The 16,679-nt window shown below is 71.0% G+C and carries 15 protein-coding genes; 9 read left to right on the forward strand and 6 right to left on the reverse strand.

All coding sequences use genetic code 11. The annotated features are described in order from the left end of the window. Positions 1 to 22: 22 nt before the first annotated feature. The 4 genes from glgA (at position 23) to ACXKZF_RS06755 (ending at position 3,196) form a co-directional block, all read left to right on the forward strand. The gene (gene glgA / locus ACXKZF_RS06740) at positions 23 to 1,213 is read left to right on the forward strand and encodes a glycogen synthase (protein WP_488985765.1); all 1,191 of its coding nucleotides are present in this window, start codon (positions 23 to 25) and stop codon (positions 1,211 to 1,213) included. A gap of 109 nt (positions 1,214 to 1,322) precedes the next feature. After that, positions 1,323 to 2,105, forward strand: a complete 783-nt coding sequence (locus ACXKZF_RS06745; RefSeq protein ID WP_488985766.1) for an ABC transporter ATP-binding protein — start codon at positions 1,323 to 1,325, stop codon at positions 2,103 to 2,105. 205 nt (positions 2,106 to 2,310) lie between these two features. Further along, a complete protein-coding gene (locus tag ACXKZF_RS06750) occupies positions 2,311 to 2,562 on the forward strand; it encodes a type B 50S ribosomal protein L31 (protein WP_055955082.1) in 252 nt (83 codons plus the stop codon). Between the two features lie 259 nt (positions 2,563 to 2,821). After that, positions 2,822 to 3,196 carry an MmcQ/YjbR family DNA-binding protein gene (locus ACXKZF_RS06755; protein ID WP_243223123.1) on the forward strand — a complete coding sequence of 125 codons (375 nt, stop codon included), beginning with the start codon at positions 2,822 to 2,824 and terminating at the stop codon, positions 3,194 to 3,196. 177 nt (positions 3,197 to 3,373) lie between these two features. Here ACXKZF_RS06755 and ACXKZF_RS06760 read toward each other — a convergent pair whose 3' ends face one another. The 3 genes from ACXKZF_RS06760 to ACXKZF_RS06770 all read right to left on the reverse strand — a co-directional run bounded on the left by ACXKZF_RS06760 (position 3,374) and on the right by ACXKZF_RS06770 (position 8,351). After that, positions 3,374 to 4,933: an HNH endonuclease signature motif containing protein gene (locus ACXKZF_RS06760; RefSeq protein ID WP_488985767.1), complete on the reverse strand. Its 1,560-nt coding sequence runs from the start codon at positions 4,931 to 4,933 to the stop codon at positions 3,374 to 3,376. 129 nt (positions 4,934 to 5,062) lie between these two features. Then, on the reverse strand, positions 5,063 to 7,441 hold the full coding sequence (locus ACXKZF_RS06765) for a M1 family metallopeptidase (RefSeq protein WP_488985768.1): 2,379 nt from the start codon (positions 7,439 to 7,441) through the stop codon (positions 5,063 to 5,065). Positions 7,442 to 7,616: 175 nt separating this feature from the next. After that, on the reverse strand, positions 7,617 to 8,351 hold the full coding sequence (locus ACXKZF_RS06770; protein ID WP_488985769.1) for an exonuclease domain-containing protein: 735 nt from the start codon (positions 8,349 to 8,351) through the stop codon (positions 7,617 to 7,619). A 250-nt stretch (positions 8,352 to 8,601) separates the two neighbouring features. Between ACXKZF_RS06770 and ACXKZF_RS06775 the strand changes: the two genes are divergently transcribed. Continuing rightward, a complete protein-coding gene (locus ACXKZF_RS06775; protein ID WP_488985770.1) occupies positions 8,602 to 9,474 on the forward strand; it encodes an alpha/beta fold hydrolase in 873 nt (290 codons plus the stop codon). Positions 9,475 to 9,595: 121 nt separating this feature from the next. On the opposite strand, the gene ACXKZF_RS06780 is transcribed toward ACXKZF_RS06775, so the two are convergent. Continuing rightward, entirely contained in the window at positions 9,596 to 10,156 is a 561-nt protein-coding gene (locus ACXKZF_RS06780) for a CGNR zinc finger domain-containing protein (RefSeq protein ID WP_055955069.1), read from the reverse strand. Between the two features lie 72 nt (positions 10,157 to 10,228). On the opposite strand from ACXKZF_RS06780, the gene ACXKZF_RS06785 reads away from it, so the two are divergent. Next, complete coding sequence (locus ACXKZF_RS06785) at positions 10,229 to 11,221, forward strand: EamA family transporter (protein WP_488985771.1); 993 nt, start codon at positions 10,229 to 10,231, stop codon at positions 11,219 to 11,221. Between the two features lie 14 nt (positions 11,222 to 11,235). On the opposite strand, the gene ACXKZF_RS06790 is transcribed toward ACXKZF_RS06785, so the two are convergent. Continuing rightward, on the reverse strand, positions 11,236 to 11,709 hold the full coding sequence (locus tag ACXKZF_RS06790; RefSeq protein WP_055955062.1) for an Lrp/AsnC family transcriptional regulator: 474 nt from the start codon (positions 11,707 to 11,709) through the stop codon (positions 11,236 to 11,238). Between the two features lie 176 nt (positions 11,710 to 11,885). On the opposite strand from ACXKZF_RS06790, the gene pdhA reads away from it, so the two are divergent. The 3 genes from pdhA to ACXKZF_RS06805 are packed head-to-tail and all read left to right on the forward strand — an operon-like array spanning position 11,886 to position 15,513. Continuing rightward, a complete protein-coding gene (gene pdhA / locus ACXKZF_RS06795) occupies positions 11,886 to 13,034 on the forward strand; it encodes a pyruvate dehydrogenase (acetyl-transferring) E1 component subunit alpha (protein WP_488985772.1) in 1,149 nt (382 codons plus the stop codon). Next, complete coding sequence (locus ACXKZF_RS06800; protein WP_488985773.1) at positions 13,031 to 14,059, forward strand: alpha-ketoacid dehydrogenase subunit beta; 1,029 nt, start codon at positions 13,031 to 13,033, stop codon at positions 14,057 to 14,059. Before pdhA ends, ACXKZF_RS06800 begins: the two co-directional genes overlap by 4 nt. Beyond that, positions 14,056 to 15,513 (forward strand): dihydrolipoamide acetyltransferase family protein, encoded by a 1,458-nt coding sequence (locus tag ACXKZF_RS06805; protein ID WP_488985774.1) that lies wholly within the window; start codon positions 14,056 to 14,058, stop codon positions 15,511 to 15,513. Before ACXKZF_RS06800 ends, ACXKZF_RS06805 begins: the two co-directional genes overlap by 4 nt. A gap of 270 nt (positions 15,514 to 15,783) precedes the next feature. On the opposite strand, the gene ACXKZF_RS06810 is transcribed toward ACXKZF_RS06805, so the two are convergent. After that, positions 15,784 to 16,647 (reverse strand): TetR/AcrR family transcriptional regulator, encoded by an 864-nt coding sequence (locus ACXKZF_RS06810; RefSeq protein ID WP_488985775.1) that lies wholly within the window; start codon positions 16,645 to 16,647, stop codon positions 15,784 to 15,786. Between the last annotated feature and the right edge of the window lie 32 nt (positions 16,648 to 16,679).

A 16,679-nucleotide genomic window follows, 5' to 3' on the forward strand; every position in this document is an offset into this window, starting at 1 on the left:
GCGCTGTACTACGGTTCGTCTCATGCGCGTCGACATCGTGACCAAGGAGTACCCGCCGGAGATCTACGGGGGAGCCGGGGTCCACGCCACGGAACTGGTGAAGGCGTTGCGTTCCGAGGGCGCCGAGGTGCAGGTTCGCGCCTTCGGCGCTCCGCGCGACGAAGCCGACACGACCGCCTACGGCGTGCCGGCCGAGCTGGCCTCAGCGAACGGCGCGATCCAGACCCTCGGCACCGACCTCGAGATCGTCTCCGACGTCGCGGGCGCCGACGTGGTGCACTCGCACACCTGGTACGCGAACTTCGCCGGCCACTTGGCATCCCTTCTCCACGGTATCCCGCACGTCGTCACCGCCCACAGCCTCGAACCGCTGCGGCCCTGGAAGGCCGAGCAGCTCGGCGGCGGGTACGCGGTGTCGAGCTACATCGAGAAGACCGCCTACGAGGGCGCCGCCGCCGTCGTCGCGGTGAGCTCGGGCATGCGCGACGACATCCTGCGCAGCTACCCGTCGCTGGATCCCGCCAAGGTGCGCGTCATCTACAACGGCATCGACACCGAGTCGTGGCATCCGGTGTCGGATGACGACTTCCTCGCGTCGGTCGGCATCGATCCGTCGCGTCCCTCGGTCGTCTTCGTCGGGCGCATCACGCGGCAGAAGGGTCTGCCGTACCTGCTGCGCGCCGCCGAGCGCCTCCCGGAGGACGTGCAGCTGATCCTGTGCGCGGGTGCCCCCGACACCCCCCAGATCATGGCCGAGGTGCAGGAGCTCGTGCGCGGGCTGCAGGCGACGCGTGACGGCGTCGTCTGGATCGACCGGTTGCTGCCGCGCGACGAGCTGTGCGCGATCCTGACCTCTGCGACCACGTTCGTGTGCCCGTCGGTGTACGAGCCGCTGGGCATCGTGAACCTCGAGGCCATGGCGTGCGGTGCGGCGGTCGTGGGGACCGCGACCGGTGGCATCCCCGAGGTCGTCGTCGACGGCGTCACCGGCCGACTCGTGCCCATCGAGCAGGTGCAGGACGGTACGGGAACGCCCGTGGATCCCGAGCGCTTCGTCGCCGACCTTGCTTCCGTGCTCACCGAGGTCGTGACGGATGCCGACACGGCCCGCGCTTACGGGCAGGCGGGTCGTCAGCGGGCCATCGACGACTTCAGCTGGGCGGCGATCGCCGAGACCACCGCGGCGCTGTACGCGGAGGTCGCGGGGAAGTAGCCGGGTGCCACTCGGAGCTCCGCGCGCCGAGGGCGGATGGGGCTCGATCGGCCGTCACCAGCCGCCGCGTCTCACCGGGGCGGGGGTCGCGCGCGGCTAGGCTAGCCGCATGCCGCAGGTGCTGGAGTTCTCCGATGTCGTCGTCCGCCGCAACGGTCGGGACATCGTGTCCCACCTCGACTGGACGGTAGCGGACGACGAACGCTGGGTCGTCCTCGGACCGAACGGCGCCGGCAAGACCACCGTCCTGCAGCTCGCCGACACCCTGCTGCACCCCACGTCCGGTGCGGTGACGATCCTCGGCGAGCGGCTCGGACGAACCGACGTGTTCGAACTGCGTCCGCGGATCGGGTTCGCCTCGTCGGCGATGGCCCGTCGCGTGCCGCCGGAGGAGACGGTTCTCGACGTCGTCCTGACCGCGGCCTTCTCGGTCGTCGGGCGTTGGCGTGAAGATTACGACGACATCGATGAGCGACGCGCGCTGCGGGTGCTCGCCGAGTGGAAGCTCGACCACCTCGCCGATCGCACGTTCGGCACGCTCAGCGATGGCGAGCAGAAGCGCGTGCAGATCGCTCGCGCCGTCATGACCGACCCCGAGCTGCTGTTGCTCGACGAGCCCACGGCGAGCCTCGATCTCGGCGCGCGCGAGGAGCTGCTAGGTCTGCTGTCCGGGTACGCCCAGGCGCCGACGACGCCCGCGATGGTCATGGTCACCCACCACGTCGAGGAGATCCCCGTCGGGTTCACGCACGTGCTGCTGCTGCGTGACGGCGAGGTCGTGGCATCCGGTCCCCTCGGTGAGGCCCTGACCGCAGAGAACCTGACGGCGACTTTCGGCCTGGAGATCGCGCTCACCCACGAGGGTGGGCGTTACGCCGCGCGGGCGGTGTGAGGCGGGGAGTCCGGTTCAGGGGTCTGGTCTCGGCTGATGTGCGGCGGGCCCGAGTGCCACACGTCGGGGTGTCGGCATCGTGGTTCGATGCCCGGCTGGCCGTCGCTCGGACCCCGGCCTGGTAGACTCTCCTGTTGGTGCCTCCGGCGCCGCAGACTTTGACGTCCTGGCAGAATCCAGGACACCACTTCTCAAAGGACCTCCCATGAAGACTGACACCCACCCCACGTACAAGGCCGTCGTGTTCCGCGACCTCGGCTCGGGCGACACGTTCCTCACCCGTTCGACCGTCTCCAGCGACAAGACGATCGAGCTCGACGGCGTGGAGTACCCCGTCATCGACGTGGAAATCTCGTCGGCTTCGCACCCGTTCTACACGGGCAAGCAGCGCATCATGGACTCGGCCGGTCGTGTCGAGAAGTTCAACCAGCGCTTCAAGAACTTCGGCGGTCGTTGATCCTCAGCGATTCCGCTTCGAGAGCCCCTCGTCCTTCGGGACGGGGGGTTTCTTCGTTTCCTCGCGAGGAGTGTCGGGGTGGGGCGGTCTCGCAGCAAGAGCGTCTTCAGGAACCGACGGAGCATCGAAGGACCGCAGTGACGTTTCTCTGCGAGTCCCGCGCGACCCGACCCGCTGCGTGCGTTGACGGCTCGGCTCGCTGACGGGTCTGGTTCGATGTCGCTGCCGGTGACAGCATGAGCGTGTGGAGCACCCGCGCATGTTCGACGAACACGATGAGGCCCTGACCTGGGTCCGTGCGGTATGTCTTGCGTACCCCGAGGCTTCCGAACGGATCAGTCACGGTCGGCCGAATTTCTTCGTCCGACGTTCGTTCTGCTTCTTCGGCGGAAGCGAGCGCATAGACGGGTCGTGGGTGGCTCACGATCATGCCGTGCTGGTCAAGCTTGACCCGAACGACGCTCCCGCGTACCGCGAGGACCCGCGGTGCTTCATCCCCGCCTACCTCGGCCCGAAGGGATGGATCGGCGTCGAGCTCGACGCGGTCGACCCCGACGAAGCGGCTGAGTTGATCGACGCCTCGTATCGCGCGACGGCTCCGGCCCGTTTGGTGCGGTCACTCGACGAAGGGTGAACGGAAGCGGGGGAGGAACAGCGCGAAAGGGAGGCAGAGACGGGGGAGTCGTGCGGAACCGCGGACTCGACTGAGCCGCGGCCGGAGCCTCCCGGCGCGCCACATACAGGGCAACAGTCCGGCGCGTGAGACGTCAGACAAGAGGCGTGCGACGAAGCGAGACGTGTGCGAGCGGCGTCAGAACGGGGGCGGATCGGTGTCGTACCGACCGCCGAGCGGCGAGAACCAGCTCAGGGCGCCCGAGCCGGGATCGCGAGCGGGGGTCCATCGTGTTTCGTGACGGAGTCGGTGGTGATGTCGGCACTTCGGGTCGAGGTTGTCCTCGTCGGTGGTGCCGCCGTCGGCCCACGCGGTTCGGTGATCGATGTCACAGTCTCGTGCGGCGCGGCCGCAACCGGGAAAGACGCAGGTGGGCGAGGTGACGCCGAGCCAGCGACGAAGGGCGACCGGTACGCGATAGGTCTTGCGGTCGAGCGCGAGCGGGGCGCCGGTGACGGGGTGCGTGAGGAGCCGGATCCATGACGTCGCGTTGCCCGCGAGCCGCTTGGCGGTGTCGAGGTCGATCGGTCCGTAGCCCTCGAGGGTCGCCGGCTCGACGTCGTGGCCGAGGAGCGTCAGGGCCGGGATCGTGACGACGACGGCCGCCGGGGGAGCGCCGCGGAAGGTTCGCGGAGTCGAGGTTGCATTCGGGGTCGGCGCTTCAGCGGCCGGTGCTTCGTTGACTGTGTTGCGACCCCCGGCCGAAACCGGCCCGTCGTCGCTCGTCATCGTGAGGAGGTCGGCGAAGGCGTCCGCCCGCAGCTGCACCAGCGTGCGATCCTCGTCGGCGCACGCGCGGAGGTGACGCGCCGCCTGATCGAGCCGGGACATGACCGCTTTCGCGCGATCGGCCGGCAGGAGCGCGTGAATCGTGGCCATGCCGTCCAGTTCCGGCGTCAGCCACACTCCACGGTCGCCTGCGACGCGACGGTGCCGCGACTCGAGTGACTCGGCGTGAACACGCTCGCGAATCGCCCGCGCGGCGACGGCGAACTTCGCGGGCGGAAGGATGAGCGCCTGGGTGCACGCTCCGTCGTCGAAGCGGAGGAAGGCAGCCGTATCGCCCGCGGGGAGGGTCGCCGCCAGGCGCGCTGCGTCGACGGCATGCTTCTCGGAGATGCGACCGTGGCTGAACGCTGACCAGAGCTGCGGGCAGCCGCCGACGAGTGTGCGTGCGTGCGCGGCGCGCGTACGCACGGTCTGCTCCGACAGATGCAGCCGCACGGCGATCTCCGCAACGGCGGCCCGTTCCGCCAGGTCGACGCGGTCGCGCTGGACGGCTCGGGGCGTGCGGCCGCGGGCGTCGTGCCAGGCGGGGTCGAGAGTGGGGTCGGGTCCGACCCAGGGTGCGGGATCGACTGCGGCGTCGTCGAGGATCGAGAGGATCAGCCGGTATTCCTCGGCCGTGGCCCGCTGGCGCTCGCTGACGACGGACTCGAGATGCCCGAGTCGCGCGTCGAGGTCGGGTGCCCAGTGCCCCGTGCCGTCGTGCCGATCGAGCAGGCTCTCGATCTCGAACATCTCGTCCACATCTGCGGGTTGAGGCTGGATACCGGTCCACCACTCGACGTCGCCGCTCTCGCGAAGCGCTGCCCACTCGACATCCGGATCGAGCTCGTCCTGCGTCGGCCAGGGCACTCCACCGCACGCCCGGAACACCGGCGTCGGCCGGTCTGCGGGGCGTGCGGTTCGGGTCATGGCTGAACGGTATGGGGGACCTCCGACATCGGGTCCGGGAGGCGGGGCGTCTCGTCACGCACGCCCCCCGGCGACGAAACGCCCCCGCCCCAGAAATCGAGGAGGCGGGGGCGTTTCGTCACCTGCGAATCAGAACGTGTCGGGTCCGCGCGCGACCCGGCGGCGTCGCAGCGTCACCACCGATAGAGCGGCACCCGCAACCAGCGCCCCGGTCGCCCACAGGATCGCCGCGATCGGCGCCTCCGTTCCGGTCATGCCGAGCTGCCCGCCGGCGGGGACGGGCGCCGCCGCCGACGCAGTCGGCGAGGGAGCGCCCGGGAGGGGAGCCGCCGCGACGACCGGCCCGACGGGGGCACTCGTGCGCGTCTGGTCGAGGTACCCCGCACGCGATCCGGTCACGGTGGCCGTCACCGTGCGCCCCTCGGCGGCGGGCGGGATCACGAAGGTCGAGGCCGTGGCATCCGGAACCGAGGTCCCATCGATCGCCCAGGAGTACGTGAACTCCGTGCCCGCGGTCCACCCGGGGGTCGTCGCCGAGAGCGTGGAGCCTGCCGCGGTGTCGCCGGTGATCACGGGAGCCTCCGCATCCACCGCGTACTGCTGTACGGCGAGCCTGCTCGCGCACGAGGCGCACGTGCCCCCGAGGCTCGCGGTGGCTTGCGCGGTCAGCGTGCCGCCCGAGGCGTCGTCGTCGACCTCGACCTCGAACGACGCCGTGGCGGTCAGACCCGGGTCGGTCGCGGGGATGGTCCACACCAGCTCGTCGCCGGTCAGGCTCGTTCCGGCGGGCAGCGTCGCGGCATCGATCGAGGCGCGATTCAGGACGCCCGAGAGATCGAGCGACGCGGTCGAGGAGGCGAGCGGAACGAGTCCGGTGTTCTCGGCGCTGAGGGTGTAGCTCAGCGAGGCTCCGCGCTCGAGAGGCGCCGTCGCGACGGTGGCCAGGGACAGCTCGAACTGGTCGGGCCACGCCGGCTTGTCGGCATCCAGGATCCAGTCCTGGTAGAACGCCTTCAGGTCGCGACCCGAGACGTTCTCGGAGAGGGCCAGCAGGTCGGCGCCGGTCCTGCTCGTGCCCGCGAAGTCCGTCTGCCACTGCTTCACGACCGAGAAGAACGCGTCATCGCCGATCGCGACCCGGAGGGCCGCCCAGAACTGCGCCGAGCGGGTGTACGTCTGGAAGTCGTAGAGGCTGGCCGAGTCGGTCTGCGCCCCGGGGGCGATACCCCAGCGTTCGTCCGACGCCGGTGTGCCGTTCCACGAGTCGAACCACACCTCGCGCGTCGCTGTGCCCTGGCCGAACCCGTCGCTGCCGTCGGAGAACGTCTCGGCCCATGTGGCCATGCCCTCCGCGATCCAGATGTCGGTCCACGTCGTGGGGGAGACGTTGTTGCCGTACCACTGGTGCGCGAGCTCGTGGACGAGGGTGCTGAAATCGATCGAGGAGGGGAAGAACGACCGATCCTGCGTCTCGAGGGCGTAGTTGATGCCGCGGGGGACGCTGTCGACCACGACACCGGCGCTCTGACCGGGATAGGGGCCGTAGATCGTCTCGAGGTTGCGGATGACCGGTCCGAGTTGGTCGACCGCCGCGGTCACGGTCGCCTTGTTCGCGGCGGGGAGGGCGGAGTCCGCGAAAGACCAGGCAGGGATGGTCCGTCCGTCGCGGAGGGCGACCGTCGACTCGATGACGTCATAGCGTCCGATCGAGATGATGACCAGTTCGGATGCCATCTGCTTCGTCTGCTGCCACTGCCAGGTCGTGCGGGTGCCGTCGCTCGACGGGGTCCGGGAGAGGAGCCCGCCGTTGCTGACCGCGGCCGCCGGGGCCGCTCCCGCCCCTGTCACGTCGGCGAGGGTCGTGGGCACGTCGAGGGAGATCGAGTACGTCGCCTTGTCTGCCGGGGTGTTGTTGTGAGGGAAACCGGTCATGTTGCCGATGGGTTGACCGAGCATCGTCGCACCGTCGGTGGTGGCGTTCCACCCCTCGTACGACCCGTCCGCGTCGACGTGCGCCACGGGGACGCCGTGGTAGGCGACCGACACCGAGAACTCCCCGTTGACGGGAGTGGCCGGCGTGACGACGAGCTTGTGTCGGATGGCTCCCGCGTCGACGTCGCGCTGCCACGCGGCGGGGGATCCGTTCACGGTGACGGCGTCGACCACGAGCCCCTCGAAGTCGAGCGAGAGGCTCCGCAGGGGAGTTGCGGCGCGGGCCGTCATCGTCGAGGTCGCGACGAGGCTGCCCGCCATGACCTGGCCGGTCTGCACGGCATCCGGGGTCCACGCGAGGTCGATGTCGTAGTCGAGGGCGTCGTAGCCGCCGTTGCCGACGTTCGGGAACATCGCGTCTCCCGCCGTGCGCGCGCCGTCGACGGCGTCGTCGGCCTGCGCGGGTGTCACGGCGGAGGAGACGAGTCCCGCCGCGAGCAGGGCCGCGCCGACGGCGAGGAGAGAGCGGCGGAGTGCGAGACCGCGCGGGAGCGTCGCTGTCGGTTCGTGGCGCATGTGTTCTGTCGTCCGTTCAGGAGATCCGGCAGCGTCGCTCGGGAGGTCGGCGCCGAGGCGGTTGTCGCCACCGTAGGCGCCTCACGTTTCGTGAGGGTGTCGGACGAGGACGGGATCTGTCACAGAGGATGCAGAGAGGAGGGATGCCGGCGCGCGGGGCACCGACGGGTCGACGTCAGCGGATCGGCCACGCCCCGTCGATCGCGGGAGCCGTGGCATCCAGCCGGCCGATCTCGACGAAGTACTCCGTGAGGCTCGCAGCCTGCGCGCGGGCCCAGGCGATCTGGCGGGTATGGAGTTCGTCGAGGGTGGGGGGCAGCCAGGGGCCGAATCTCTCGGCCAGCGCCAGGGCGAGACGGCCCGCCGCGACGGCGTCGGCGCAGGCCTCGTGAGCCGATTCGAGGGGAACGGCGTAGTGCTCGGCGACGACGGACAGCGTGCGCTTGCCCCGCCGGTAGCGGTCGAACGTCTTGTCGACGACGAGAGGGTCGATGACCGGCGAGGGCGCGGCGATCGGGGCAACGCCGTGACGCAGGGCCTCGTTCTTCAGCAGCGAGAAGTCGAACGGCGCGTTGTAGGCCACGACCGGGATGCCCGCGGCGAACAGGGCCTCGAGGGCGTCGACGACCTCGGCGACCACGCGCGGCGCGGAGGCACCCTCGGCCCGTGCCCGCTCGGTCGTGATGCCGTGGATCGCGGCAGCGCCGTCGGGGATCACGACGCCGGGGTCGGCCAGCCAGTCGCGCGCATCGACGACGTTGCCGTCGGCATCGAGGACGCCGACGTGCGCGGTGACGATCCGGTCGTTCCGGACGTCGATCCCGGTGGTCTCGAGATCGAACACGCCGATGAGGCGCGCCCACTCGGGCGTCTGGAAGAGGGGGAGCGGCTCGGCCTGCCACGTGGTCATGGGGTCACCGTAGAACGAGGGTCCGACATCGCCGTCCAGGCGCGCAGACCGTGGACGGATGCCGGGAGGGCGGAGCACGGGGGAGGAGGGGTCGATGCCTCACGGCACGGTCGGAGCGCGGGAACGCTGCGTCCGGCCCCCGCCGGGTGCGGGCGGCCGGGCCGGGCACCGCAGTGCTGTGAGGGGCTGCCGAGGGGCACCCGGGCGCGCGCACAGGCCCATGTCGGAGGCCCCTTCTAGACTCGACCCCATGCCGAACCCGTACGCCGACCTCCTCGCCGCGATCCCCGTCGAGCGTCGCGAGATCCCGGTGCTCGGGGGGACCACCGCCTACTGGGTGTACGGCGACGACGATGTCGAGACGACGATCGTCGCGGTGCACGGATTCCGCGGCGAGCATCACGGACTCGACCCGGTCGTCGCGCATCTCCGTGGCATCCGGGTCATCTCGCCCGACCTGCCGGGCTTCGGCGAGACGTTGCCCCTCGCGGGCCGTGCGCACGACCTCGACACGTACGCCGAGTGGCTGCGCTCGTTCGTGGAGGCGGTGTGTCCGGGTGCCGTCGTGCTCGGCCACTCCTTCGGATCGATCGTGTCGGCGGCGGCCGTGGCCGGCGGGTTGTCGACGCCGAAGCTGATCCTGGTGAACCCCATCGGCGCGCCGGCTCTCGAGGGGCCGCGCGGCATCCTGACCCGACTCGCGGTGTTCTACTACCTGGCCGGAGCGAAGCTGCCGCGGCCGCTCGGCGAAGCGCTGCTGCGGAACGCTCTCATCGTCCGGGTGATGAGTAACGCGATGGCCAAGACCCGCGACCCCGACCTGCGCCGCTTCGTGCACGAACAGCACGACGAGTACTTCTCCCGCTTCGCCGACCGCGACGTGTTGCATGAGGCGTTCGTGACGAGCGCGTCGCACGACGTGCGGGAGTTCGCGCCGCGCATCACGCAGCCGACGCTGCTCATCGCCGCCGAGAAAGACGACATCACCCCCATCGAGGCGGAGCGTCACCTGGCCACCCTCTTCGCCGACGCCGAGCTGGTCGAGATCCCCGGGGTGGGGCATCTGATCCACTACGAGACGCCGGAGGTCGCGGCATCCGCGATCCGGGGGTTCGTGGGCTGAGATGGGGTGCACCGGGGCCCCCAAAGGTCGCAGGATCCGCCAATAGAGGGTTCGTGCGCTGAGGGGGGTGCACCGGAGCGCTCGCGCGTCCCGCGCGTCGACGCATCCGCCAGTCCGAGCGTCAGGCCGGCGCTTCCGCCTTGCGCTTCCGGTACGCGTTGACGTTCATGCGGTTGCCGCAGTTGCCGCCGTCGCAGTATCGCTTCGAGCCGTTCTTCGAGAAGTCGACGTAGACGCCGTGGCAATCATCGGCGTCGCAGACGCGCACCCGGGCGTACTCGTCGGCGCGGATGACGTCGACGAACGCCAGCGCTGACTCGACCAGGATGCGTGTCGCCAGCGGATCGGCGGGATCGCTCGCGTGGATGTGCCAGTCGATACCGTCGTGCCGCACGAGCTGGGGGAGCGCTCGCCCGTCGGCGAGCATGGCGTTGACCAGCGGTACGGCGCCGTCGCGATCGGCGCTCCACAGCTCCAGCAGACGGGGGCGGATGCCGCGCACGGCGGCGAGCTCGCGCGCGTCGCGGGTGCGGGAGCCGGTGTAGCCGTGCCGTTCGGTGAACGCCTCGAGATCGGCGACCTCGGCCAGCGTGTCGACCCCGCTCGCATCGGTCTGCGGCAGCGTGTTCACCAGTTCGACGGCGGCGCGCAGCACCAGTTCGGTGTCACGAATGAAGACCATGTTGACTCCTGACAGGTGGGGGCCGTACTGTCACGAGTGTAAACGCTCTTCACTCCTGACAGCAGGCTTCGCATGACCACGTCGTCCCTCACCCTCCCTCGCGCCACCCGCCACGGCTCCGGAGCCGTCACCGGACTGCTCATCGCCGTCTCCTCGGCGCTGGCGTTCTCGTCCAGCGGGCCGTTCGTCAAGCCGCTGCTCGACGGCGGCTGGTCGCTCGGCACCGTCCTGCTCGTGCGCATGGGCGTCGCCGCCCTGCTGCTTTCGCCCGCGCTGGTTCTGGCCATCCGTCGGCAGCCGGGGTTCCTGCGCCGCCACGGCCTGCTGATCCTCGCGTTCGGCCTGACCGCCGTAGCCGGATGCCAACTGTTCTACTTCGCGGCTATGCAGCGGATGCCGGTGGCCGTGGCCCTGCTGATCCAGTACATCGCGCCGGTGCTGCTCGTGCTCGCCGTGTGGGTTCGCACGCGCCGCGCCCCCTCGAAAGCTGTGCTGGTCGGCTCGGTCGTCGCCATGGCCGGGCTGGTGCTCGTCGTCGACATCAGCGGTGCACGCTTCGACCTGCTGGGCACCGTCTTCGCCCTCTGCGCCGCGGTGTGCGCGGCCGCCTACTTCGTCATCGCCGGACGCGCCGGCGACGACCTGCCGCCGCTCGCCCTCGCCGCCGGCGGTCTGCTCACCGGGACGCTGGTCATGGCGCTGCTCGTGGGCAGCGGCATCCTGCCCTTCGCCGCCCCCTCGATCACGGTGTCGCTCGCGGGGTTCGAGGTTCCCGGCATCCTGCCCCTGCTGTGGGTGGGTGCGGTGGCGACCACCCTCGGCTACGCGCTCGGGGTGATCGCGGTGCCGCTCATCGGCTCGCGGCTGGCGTCGTTCGTGGGCCTCAGCGAGGTGCTCTTCGCCCTGGGCTTCGCCTGGCTGCTGCTCGGGGAGGCTCCCGCGCCGATCCAGTTCGTGGGCGGGGCGCTGGTCCTCGTCGGAGTCGTCCTGGTGAAGATGGATGCCGGGAGCCCGGCGGAGCAGAAGACCGAGACCGCGAGCATCGCGGTGGTACCGGCCCCGTAAAAGACGGGTGCTCGCTAGACGTCGTCGCGGGCGAGCTCCATCAGCGGACCGACGCGGTAGCCGATCACCTCGCCCATCACGAGCGACGTCTCGGTGCGCTCGACGCCCTCGATCGCGAGGATCCGCGCGTCGGTGTCGAACAGGTGCTGCGTGTCGCGGCAGGCGACCCGGACGAGCAGGTCGACCTGGCCGCTCAGGCCGTGCGCCTGCAGCACCTCGGGCACCTTCGCGAGGTGTTCGCGGATCGTCGGCAGCTCGGCCTGGCGCACCGTCACCTGCAGGAACGCCTCGATGGGGAACCCGAGCGCCTCGGCCGACAACGTGCGCTCGAAAGACAGGAACACGCCCCCGCGCTCGAGGCGGCTCATGCGCGCCTGGACGGTGTTGCGCGAGAGTCCGAGCTTCTCGGCGAGCGCGACGACAGTGGCGCGCGGATCAGCGGACAGAGCGCGGAGGAGGTCGAGGTCGACCGCGTCGAGCTTGCTCATGCTGCGAAACATTAGCAGTGCCGAGGCCGAGCGCAATGGGCACTGTGCTCAATATGACGACGAGGTCTTGAGCGGGCTGCATTCCGCGCGTACCGTCGCGCCTGTCGGCACCGCTGCCGGCACCCGGACCGCCGCGGCTCTCACGAGGAGCCCCGGTCGCACCTGGAGGGAAGACGATGACGTACACCCAGACCACGCCGGATCACGGAGCCGCCGACCGCGGAGTCCCCGAGCACATCGGCAACGTGGACGACGTCGCCCGCGTTCTCGAGCCCGACGGCACACGCGTCGCCGACCCCGAGCTCGACCCCTGGATCGCCGACCTCTCCCCGCACGAGCTGCGCGCCCTCCACCGCGACATGGTCCTCACCCGCCGCCTGGATGCCGAGGGCGTCGCCCTGCAGCGTCAGGGGCAGCTCGCACTCTGGGCGCCGTGCCGCGGCCAGGAGGCGACACAGGTGGGCACGGCCCACGCCCTCGCCCCCGGCGACTTCGTCTTCCCCAGCTACCGCGAACACGGCGTGCTGCTCGGCCGCGGCGCGCAGCCCGCCGACTACGTGCTCGCCTGGCGCGGCGAGGAGCACTCCGCCTACGACCACACCGTGTTCAACGCCGCCCCGCCCCAGATCATCATCGGAGCGCAGTCCCTGCATGCGACCGGCTGGGCGATGGGCGCGCAGCGCGACGGTTCGACCGATGTCGCCGTCGCGTACTTCGGGGACGGAGCCACCAGCCAGGGTGACGTGAACGAGGCGATGGTCTTCGCGTCGTCCTTCCGAGCCCCCGTCGTCTTCGTGTGCACCAACAATCAGTGGGCGATCTCGGAGCCCGTCACCGTGCAGTCGACCTTCACCCTCGCGGGCCGGGCGCCGGGTTTCGGCATCCCGAGCATGCGCGTCGACGGTAACGATGCCCTCGCCTGCGTCGCAGCGATGCGCTGGGCTCTCGACCGCGCCCGCCGCGGTGAGGGACCCTCGTTCATCGAGGCGGTGACCTACCGCATGGGGCCGCACACCACCAGCGACGACCCCACCCGTTACCGCGACGCCGCCGAGGTCGAGGCCTGGAGTCGCCGCGACCCCATCGCGCGGCTCGAGGCGTACCTCTGCGCCGAAGGGGTGCTCGACGACTCCGGACTCGCCGAGGTCGCCCGCGCCGCCGACGCTCTCGCCATCGAGGTGCGCGCGGCCTGCATCGGCGCCACCACGCGCGCGCCGGAGACCCTGTTCGACCACGTCTACGCGGAGCCGAACGGTCCGCTGGAGAGGCAGAAGGCGGAGTACGTCGCCTACCTGGCCGGGTTCGATCAAGAGGGCGCGCGATGACCTCTCTGACGCTGGGTGGAGCGATCGGCGCCGGGCTCGCCCGCGCGATGGAGGACGACGATCGCGTGCTCGTGATGGGCGAAGACATCGGCAAGCTCGGCGGTGTCTTCCGCGTCACCGACGGCCTGCAGCGGCGTTTCGGCGCTCAGCGCGTCATCGACACCCCGCTCGCCGAAGCGGGCATCGTCGGCACGGCCGTGGGGCTCGCCCTCCGCGGCTACCGGCCCGTCGTCGAGATCCAATTCGACGGCTTCGTCTACCCCGCGTTCGACCAGATCGTGTGCCAGGTGGCGAAGCTGCATTACCGCAGCAGCGGTCGCATCCGGATGCCGCTCGTCATCCGCATCCCGTGGGCGGGAGGCGTGGGCGCTGCCGAGCACCACTCCGAGTCGCCCGAGGCGTATTTCGTGCACACGGCGGGACTGCGCGTCGTCGCCCCCTCGAATCCGCAGGACGCGCACGTCATGCTGCGCCAAGCCGTGGCATCCGATGACCCCGTCATCTTCTTCGAGCCCAAGCGGCTCTACCACGCGAAGGGCGAGGTCGATGTGGACACCGACCTCGCCGACGCCCCGCCGATGCACCTCGCGCGCGTCGCCCGCGAGGGGAGCGACGCCACCGTCGTCACCTACGGCGCCCAGGTGCGAACGGCCCTGGATGCCGCGGTCGCCGCGGAAGACGAAGGACTCTCGCTCGAGGTCATCGACCTGCGATCGCTCTCGCCCCTCGACATGAACACCGTCGCGGCATCCGTCCGCAAGACCGGACGGGTCGTCGTCACCCACGAAGCCGCGCGCGAGGCGGGAATGGGGGCGGAGCTGGTCGCGAGCATCACCGAGCAGTGCTTCGAGTATTTGGAGGCACCGCCCGCTCGGGTGACCGGGCACGACATCCCGTATCCGCCGTCGAAACTCGAGAAGCACCACGTGCCGGATCTGGATCGGATCCTGCACGCGGTGGACCGGGTGCTCGAGCGAGGCGCCGCGGCACCGACCGTCGCAACGATCGAGGGAGGGGTCCGATGATCGCCGAGTTCCTGCTCCCCGACCTCGGCGAAGGGCTGCCCGAGGCCGAGATCGTGCACTGGCTCGTATCGGAGGGCGACGAGGTCACCCTCAACCAGACCATCGCCGAGGTCGAGACGGCCAAGGCCATCGTCGAGATCCCCTCGCCCTACGCCGGCACCGTTCAGGGACTGCACGCGGCGGCCGGTGACGTGGTCGCGGTCGGCTCGCCTCTCGTGTCGTTCGCGGTGGAGGGGGCGGATGTCGGGAGCCCGGTGCCCGCCTCTCGCCTCGACTCGGCGCAGCTCGCCGCCGCCGCCGCCCAGGGGAGCGCGGTCGAAGCCGTCGCCGAGGAGCCGGTGGACACCGCCGCCGACGACATCGCCGCCCGCGCGACCCCGAACCTCGTCGGGTACGGGGCGGCGCCGTCGTCGGGAAACCGCCCGCGTCGGCGCGCGCGTGGTTCGACGACCTCGACCATCGATAGTGATCACGCGGTGCGCGAGGCGGCTCCCCACGACGTGCTGCGCACCGGCCCGATCGAGCTGCCGCGGGAACGTCCGCGCTCCACGCCGCCGGTGCGCAAGTACGCGAAGGACCACGGAATCGACCTCGTGCTCGTCGCCGCGGCCCACCCCGGTGAGGCGGTGACGCGCGCGTACGTCGAGGAGTACGCGTCGCGGCAGCCCTCGGCACCTGCCCCCGTGACGATGGTGTCGTCGCCCGACGCGCACCTCGCGAACGAACCCGTGTCGACGGTCCCCCCGGCCCAACACCGCGTCACCCGCACACCCATCCGCGGGGTGCGCAAGCACACGGCGGCCGCGATGGTGCGAAGCGCCTTCACCGCGCCGCACGCGACGACGTTCCTCACGCTGGACGTGACCGCGACGACCGAGCTGCTGGCATCCTTGAAGCACGATCGGGCCCTCGACGGACACCGGATCGGCGTGCTCGCGATCGTCGCGAAGGCGGTGTGCCTCGCGCTCGGTCGCACGCCCGCTCTCAACGCCCGCTGGGACGAGGAGGCCGGCGAGATCGTCGAGCACCACTACGTGACCTTGGGCATCGCCGCCGCGACCGACCGCGGTCTCGTCGTGCCCGTGATCCCGGATGCCGACCGACTCCCGCTCGTGGAGCTCGCCGACGCGATCGCCGAGCTCGCCGCCACCGCCCGCGCCGGCCGCACCGCACCCGCCGCGATGACCGGAGGGACGTTCTCGATCACCAACGTCGGGGTCTTCGGAGTGGATGCCGGGACCCCCATCCTGAACCCGGGCGAGGCCGGGATCCTCGCCGTCGGCGCCGTGCGCCGCACGCCGTGGGAGCACCACGGCGAGATCGCCCTCCGCGACGTCCTCACCCTCAGCCTCTCGTTCGACCACCGGTTGGTGGACGGCGCCGAGGCGGCGCGCTTCCTCACCGACGTGGCCGGGGTGCTCCGCGAACCCGGGAGGGCCATGCTGTTGCGCTGAACGACCTCGCGCCGCGCGCGAGAGTGACCGAGTGCGGGGGCGTGTCGCCCTCGGCACCTTGAAGACCGCGGAATGCCGCATGCTCCGGGGACCCGGACGCACGTGGGGGTGCGCCCGGGTTCTTGGGCGGGTGGGGTTGCACCCCGGGTTGTCGGGCGGGCGTGGGGGCGTCCGGTTCCTCGGGCGTGCGCGCAGGGTGGGGCCGGGTCTCGGGTTCGGACGCACGCGGGGTGGCTTCGCGTGGCGGGCGGGGCCGGGCCGGTGCGGGGGTCAGGCCGACAAGGCGGCGAGGGCCATGCGCGTCAGCGTGGGGCGAACGCGGGCATCGGGGACACCGCGGACGCTGTGAGGTGTGGAGTTGATGAGCCCGAAGCACGCGAGCGCCCGCACTCGTCGCTCGGCCGGGGACTCGGCATCCGGGAACTCGCGCGCGAGGACCTCGGTCCACACGTCGATGTAGGCGTTCTGCAGGTGGCGCACGGTGCGGCGGTCGTCGGGGGAGAGACGGTCGAGGTCTCGGTCCTGAACCCGGATGACGGGGGCCTCGGCGAGCGCGAACGCGACGTGGAACTCGACGAGGGCGTGGAGGGGAGCGGATGCCGGGTGCGTACGCCCGCGGAGGGATTCGTCGACACGCCGGTCCGCGGGCCGTCGGGACGGCGTGTCGACGCCGGCATCCGCCGTTACGGTCGCGGTGGGAGTGTCGGCGCCGGTGGCCGCGGCGGCGCCTGCGCCCCGGATGGAGGGGGCAGTGTCTGCCGTCGTGCCGGTGCCCTGGGCGGCGTCGATGGCCGCGCGGCCACCGGCGAGCAGTCGTTCACTGACGTCGACGAGGATCGCCCCGAGGAGGGCCTGCTTTCCGGCGACGTGGCGGTACACCGCGGGGCCGCTCACCCCCACGGCGGCACCGATGTCTTCGAGGGTGACGCCGTCGAAGCCGCGCTCGGCGAACAGGCGCGCGGCGGCCGCGAGAAGGGCGGTGCGGCGCTCGGCCTTCGCACGATCGCGAGAGGTGCCGGTCGTCGCCGCCGGAGCGGGTGGCGCGGCGTGCGTCGCAGCCGGACGTGACACCTCGGTGCTCGCGTCGGTGCGTCGGATGGTCGCGGCCGGGGGCTCGTCGCGTGCTCTTGTCATCGGCATCCTGTCGGGTTAGCCTGTGATCTCAG

It is taken from the genome of Microbacterium sp. ABR10 (genome assembly GCF_057812175.1).

Coding starts and splice junctions, on each gene's coding strand:
- ACXKZF_RS06790 (WP_055955062.1), bottom strand. CDS start 11,709: ATGAGCAAGCTCGACGCGGTCGACCTCGACCTCCTCCGCGCTCTGTCC.
- ACXKZF_RS06760 (WP_488985767.1), bottom strand. CDS start 4,933: ATGACCCGAACCGCACGCCCCGCAGACCGGCCGACGCCGGTGTTCCGG.
- ACXKZF_RS06780 (WP_055955069.1), bottom strand. CDS start 10,156: ATGGTCTTCATTCGTGACACCGAACTGGTGCTGCGCGCCGCCGTCGAA.
- ACXKZF_RS06745 (WP_488985766.1), top strand. CDS start 1,323: ATGCCGCAGGTGCTGGAGTTCTCCGATGTCGTCGTCCGCCGCAACGGT.
- ACXKZF_RS06775 (WP_488985770.1), top strand. CDS start 8,602: ATGCCGAACCCGTACGCCGACCTCCTCGCCGCGATCCCCGTCGAGCGT.
- ACXKZF_RS06805 (WP_488985774.1), top strand. CDS start 14,056: ATGATCGCCGAGTTCCTGCTCCCCGACCTCGGCGAAGGGCTGCCCGAG.
- ACXKZF_RS06750 (WP_055955082.1), top strand. CDS start 2,311: ATGAAGACTGACACCCACCCCACGTACAAGGCCGTCGTGTTCCGCGAC.
- ACXKZF_RS06755 (WP_243223123.1), top strand. CDS start 2,822: ATGTTCGACGAACACGATGAGGCCCTGACCTGGGTCCGTGCGGTATGT.
- glgA (WP_488985765.1), top strand. CDS start 23: ATGCGCGTCGACATCGTGACCAAGGAGTACCCGCCGGAGATCTACGGG.
- ACXKZF_RS06770 (WP_488985769.1), bottom strand. CDS start 8,351: ATGACCACGTGGCAGGCCGAGCCGCTCCCCCTCTTCCAGACGCCCGAG.
- ACXKZF_RS06765 (WP_488985768.1), bottom strand. CDS start 7,441: ATGCGCCACGAACCGACAGCGACGCTCCCGCGCGGTCTCGCACTCCGC.
- pdhA (WP_488985772.1), top strand. CDS start 11,886: ATGACGTACACCCAGACCACGCCGGATCACGGAGCCGCCGACCGCGGA.
- ACXKZF_RS06800 (WP_488985773.1), top strand. CDS start 13,031: ATGACCTCTCTGACGCTGGGTGGAGCGATCGGCGCCGGGCTCGCCCGC.
- ACXKZF_RS06810 (WP_488985775.1), bottom strand. CDS start 16,647: ATGACAAGAGCACGCGACGAGCCCCCGGCCGCGACCATCCGACGCACC.
- ACXKZF_RS06785 (WP_488985771.1), top strand. CDS start 10,229: ATGACCACGTCGTCCCTCACCCTCCCTCGCGCCACCCGCCACGGCTCC.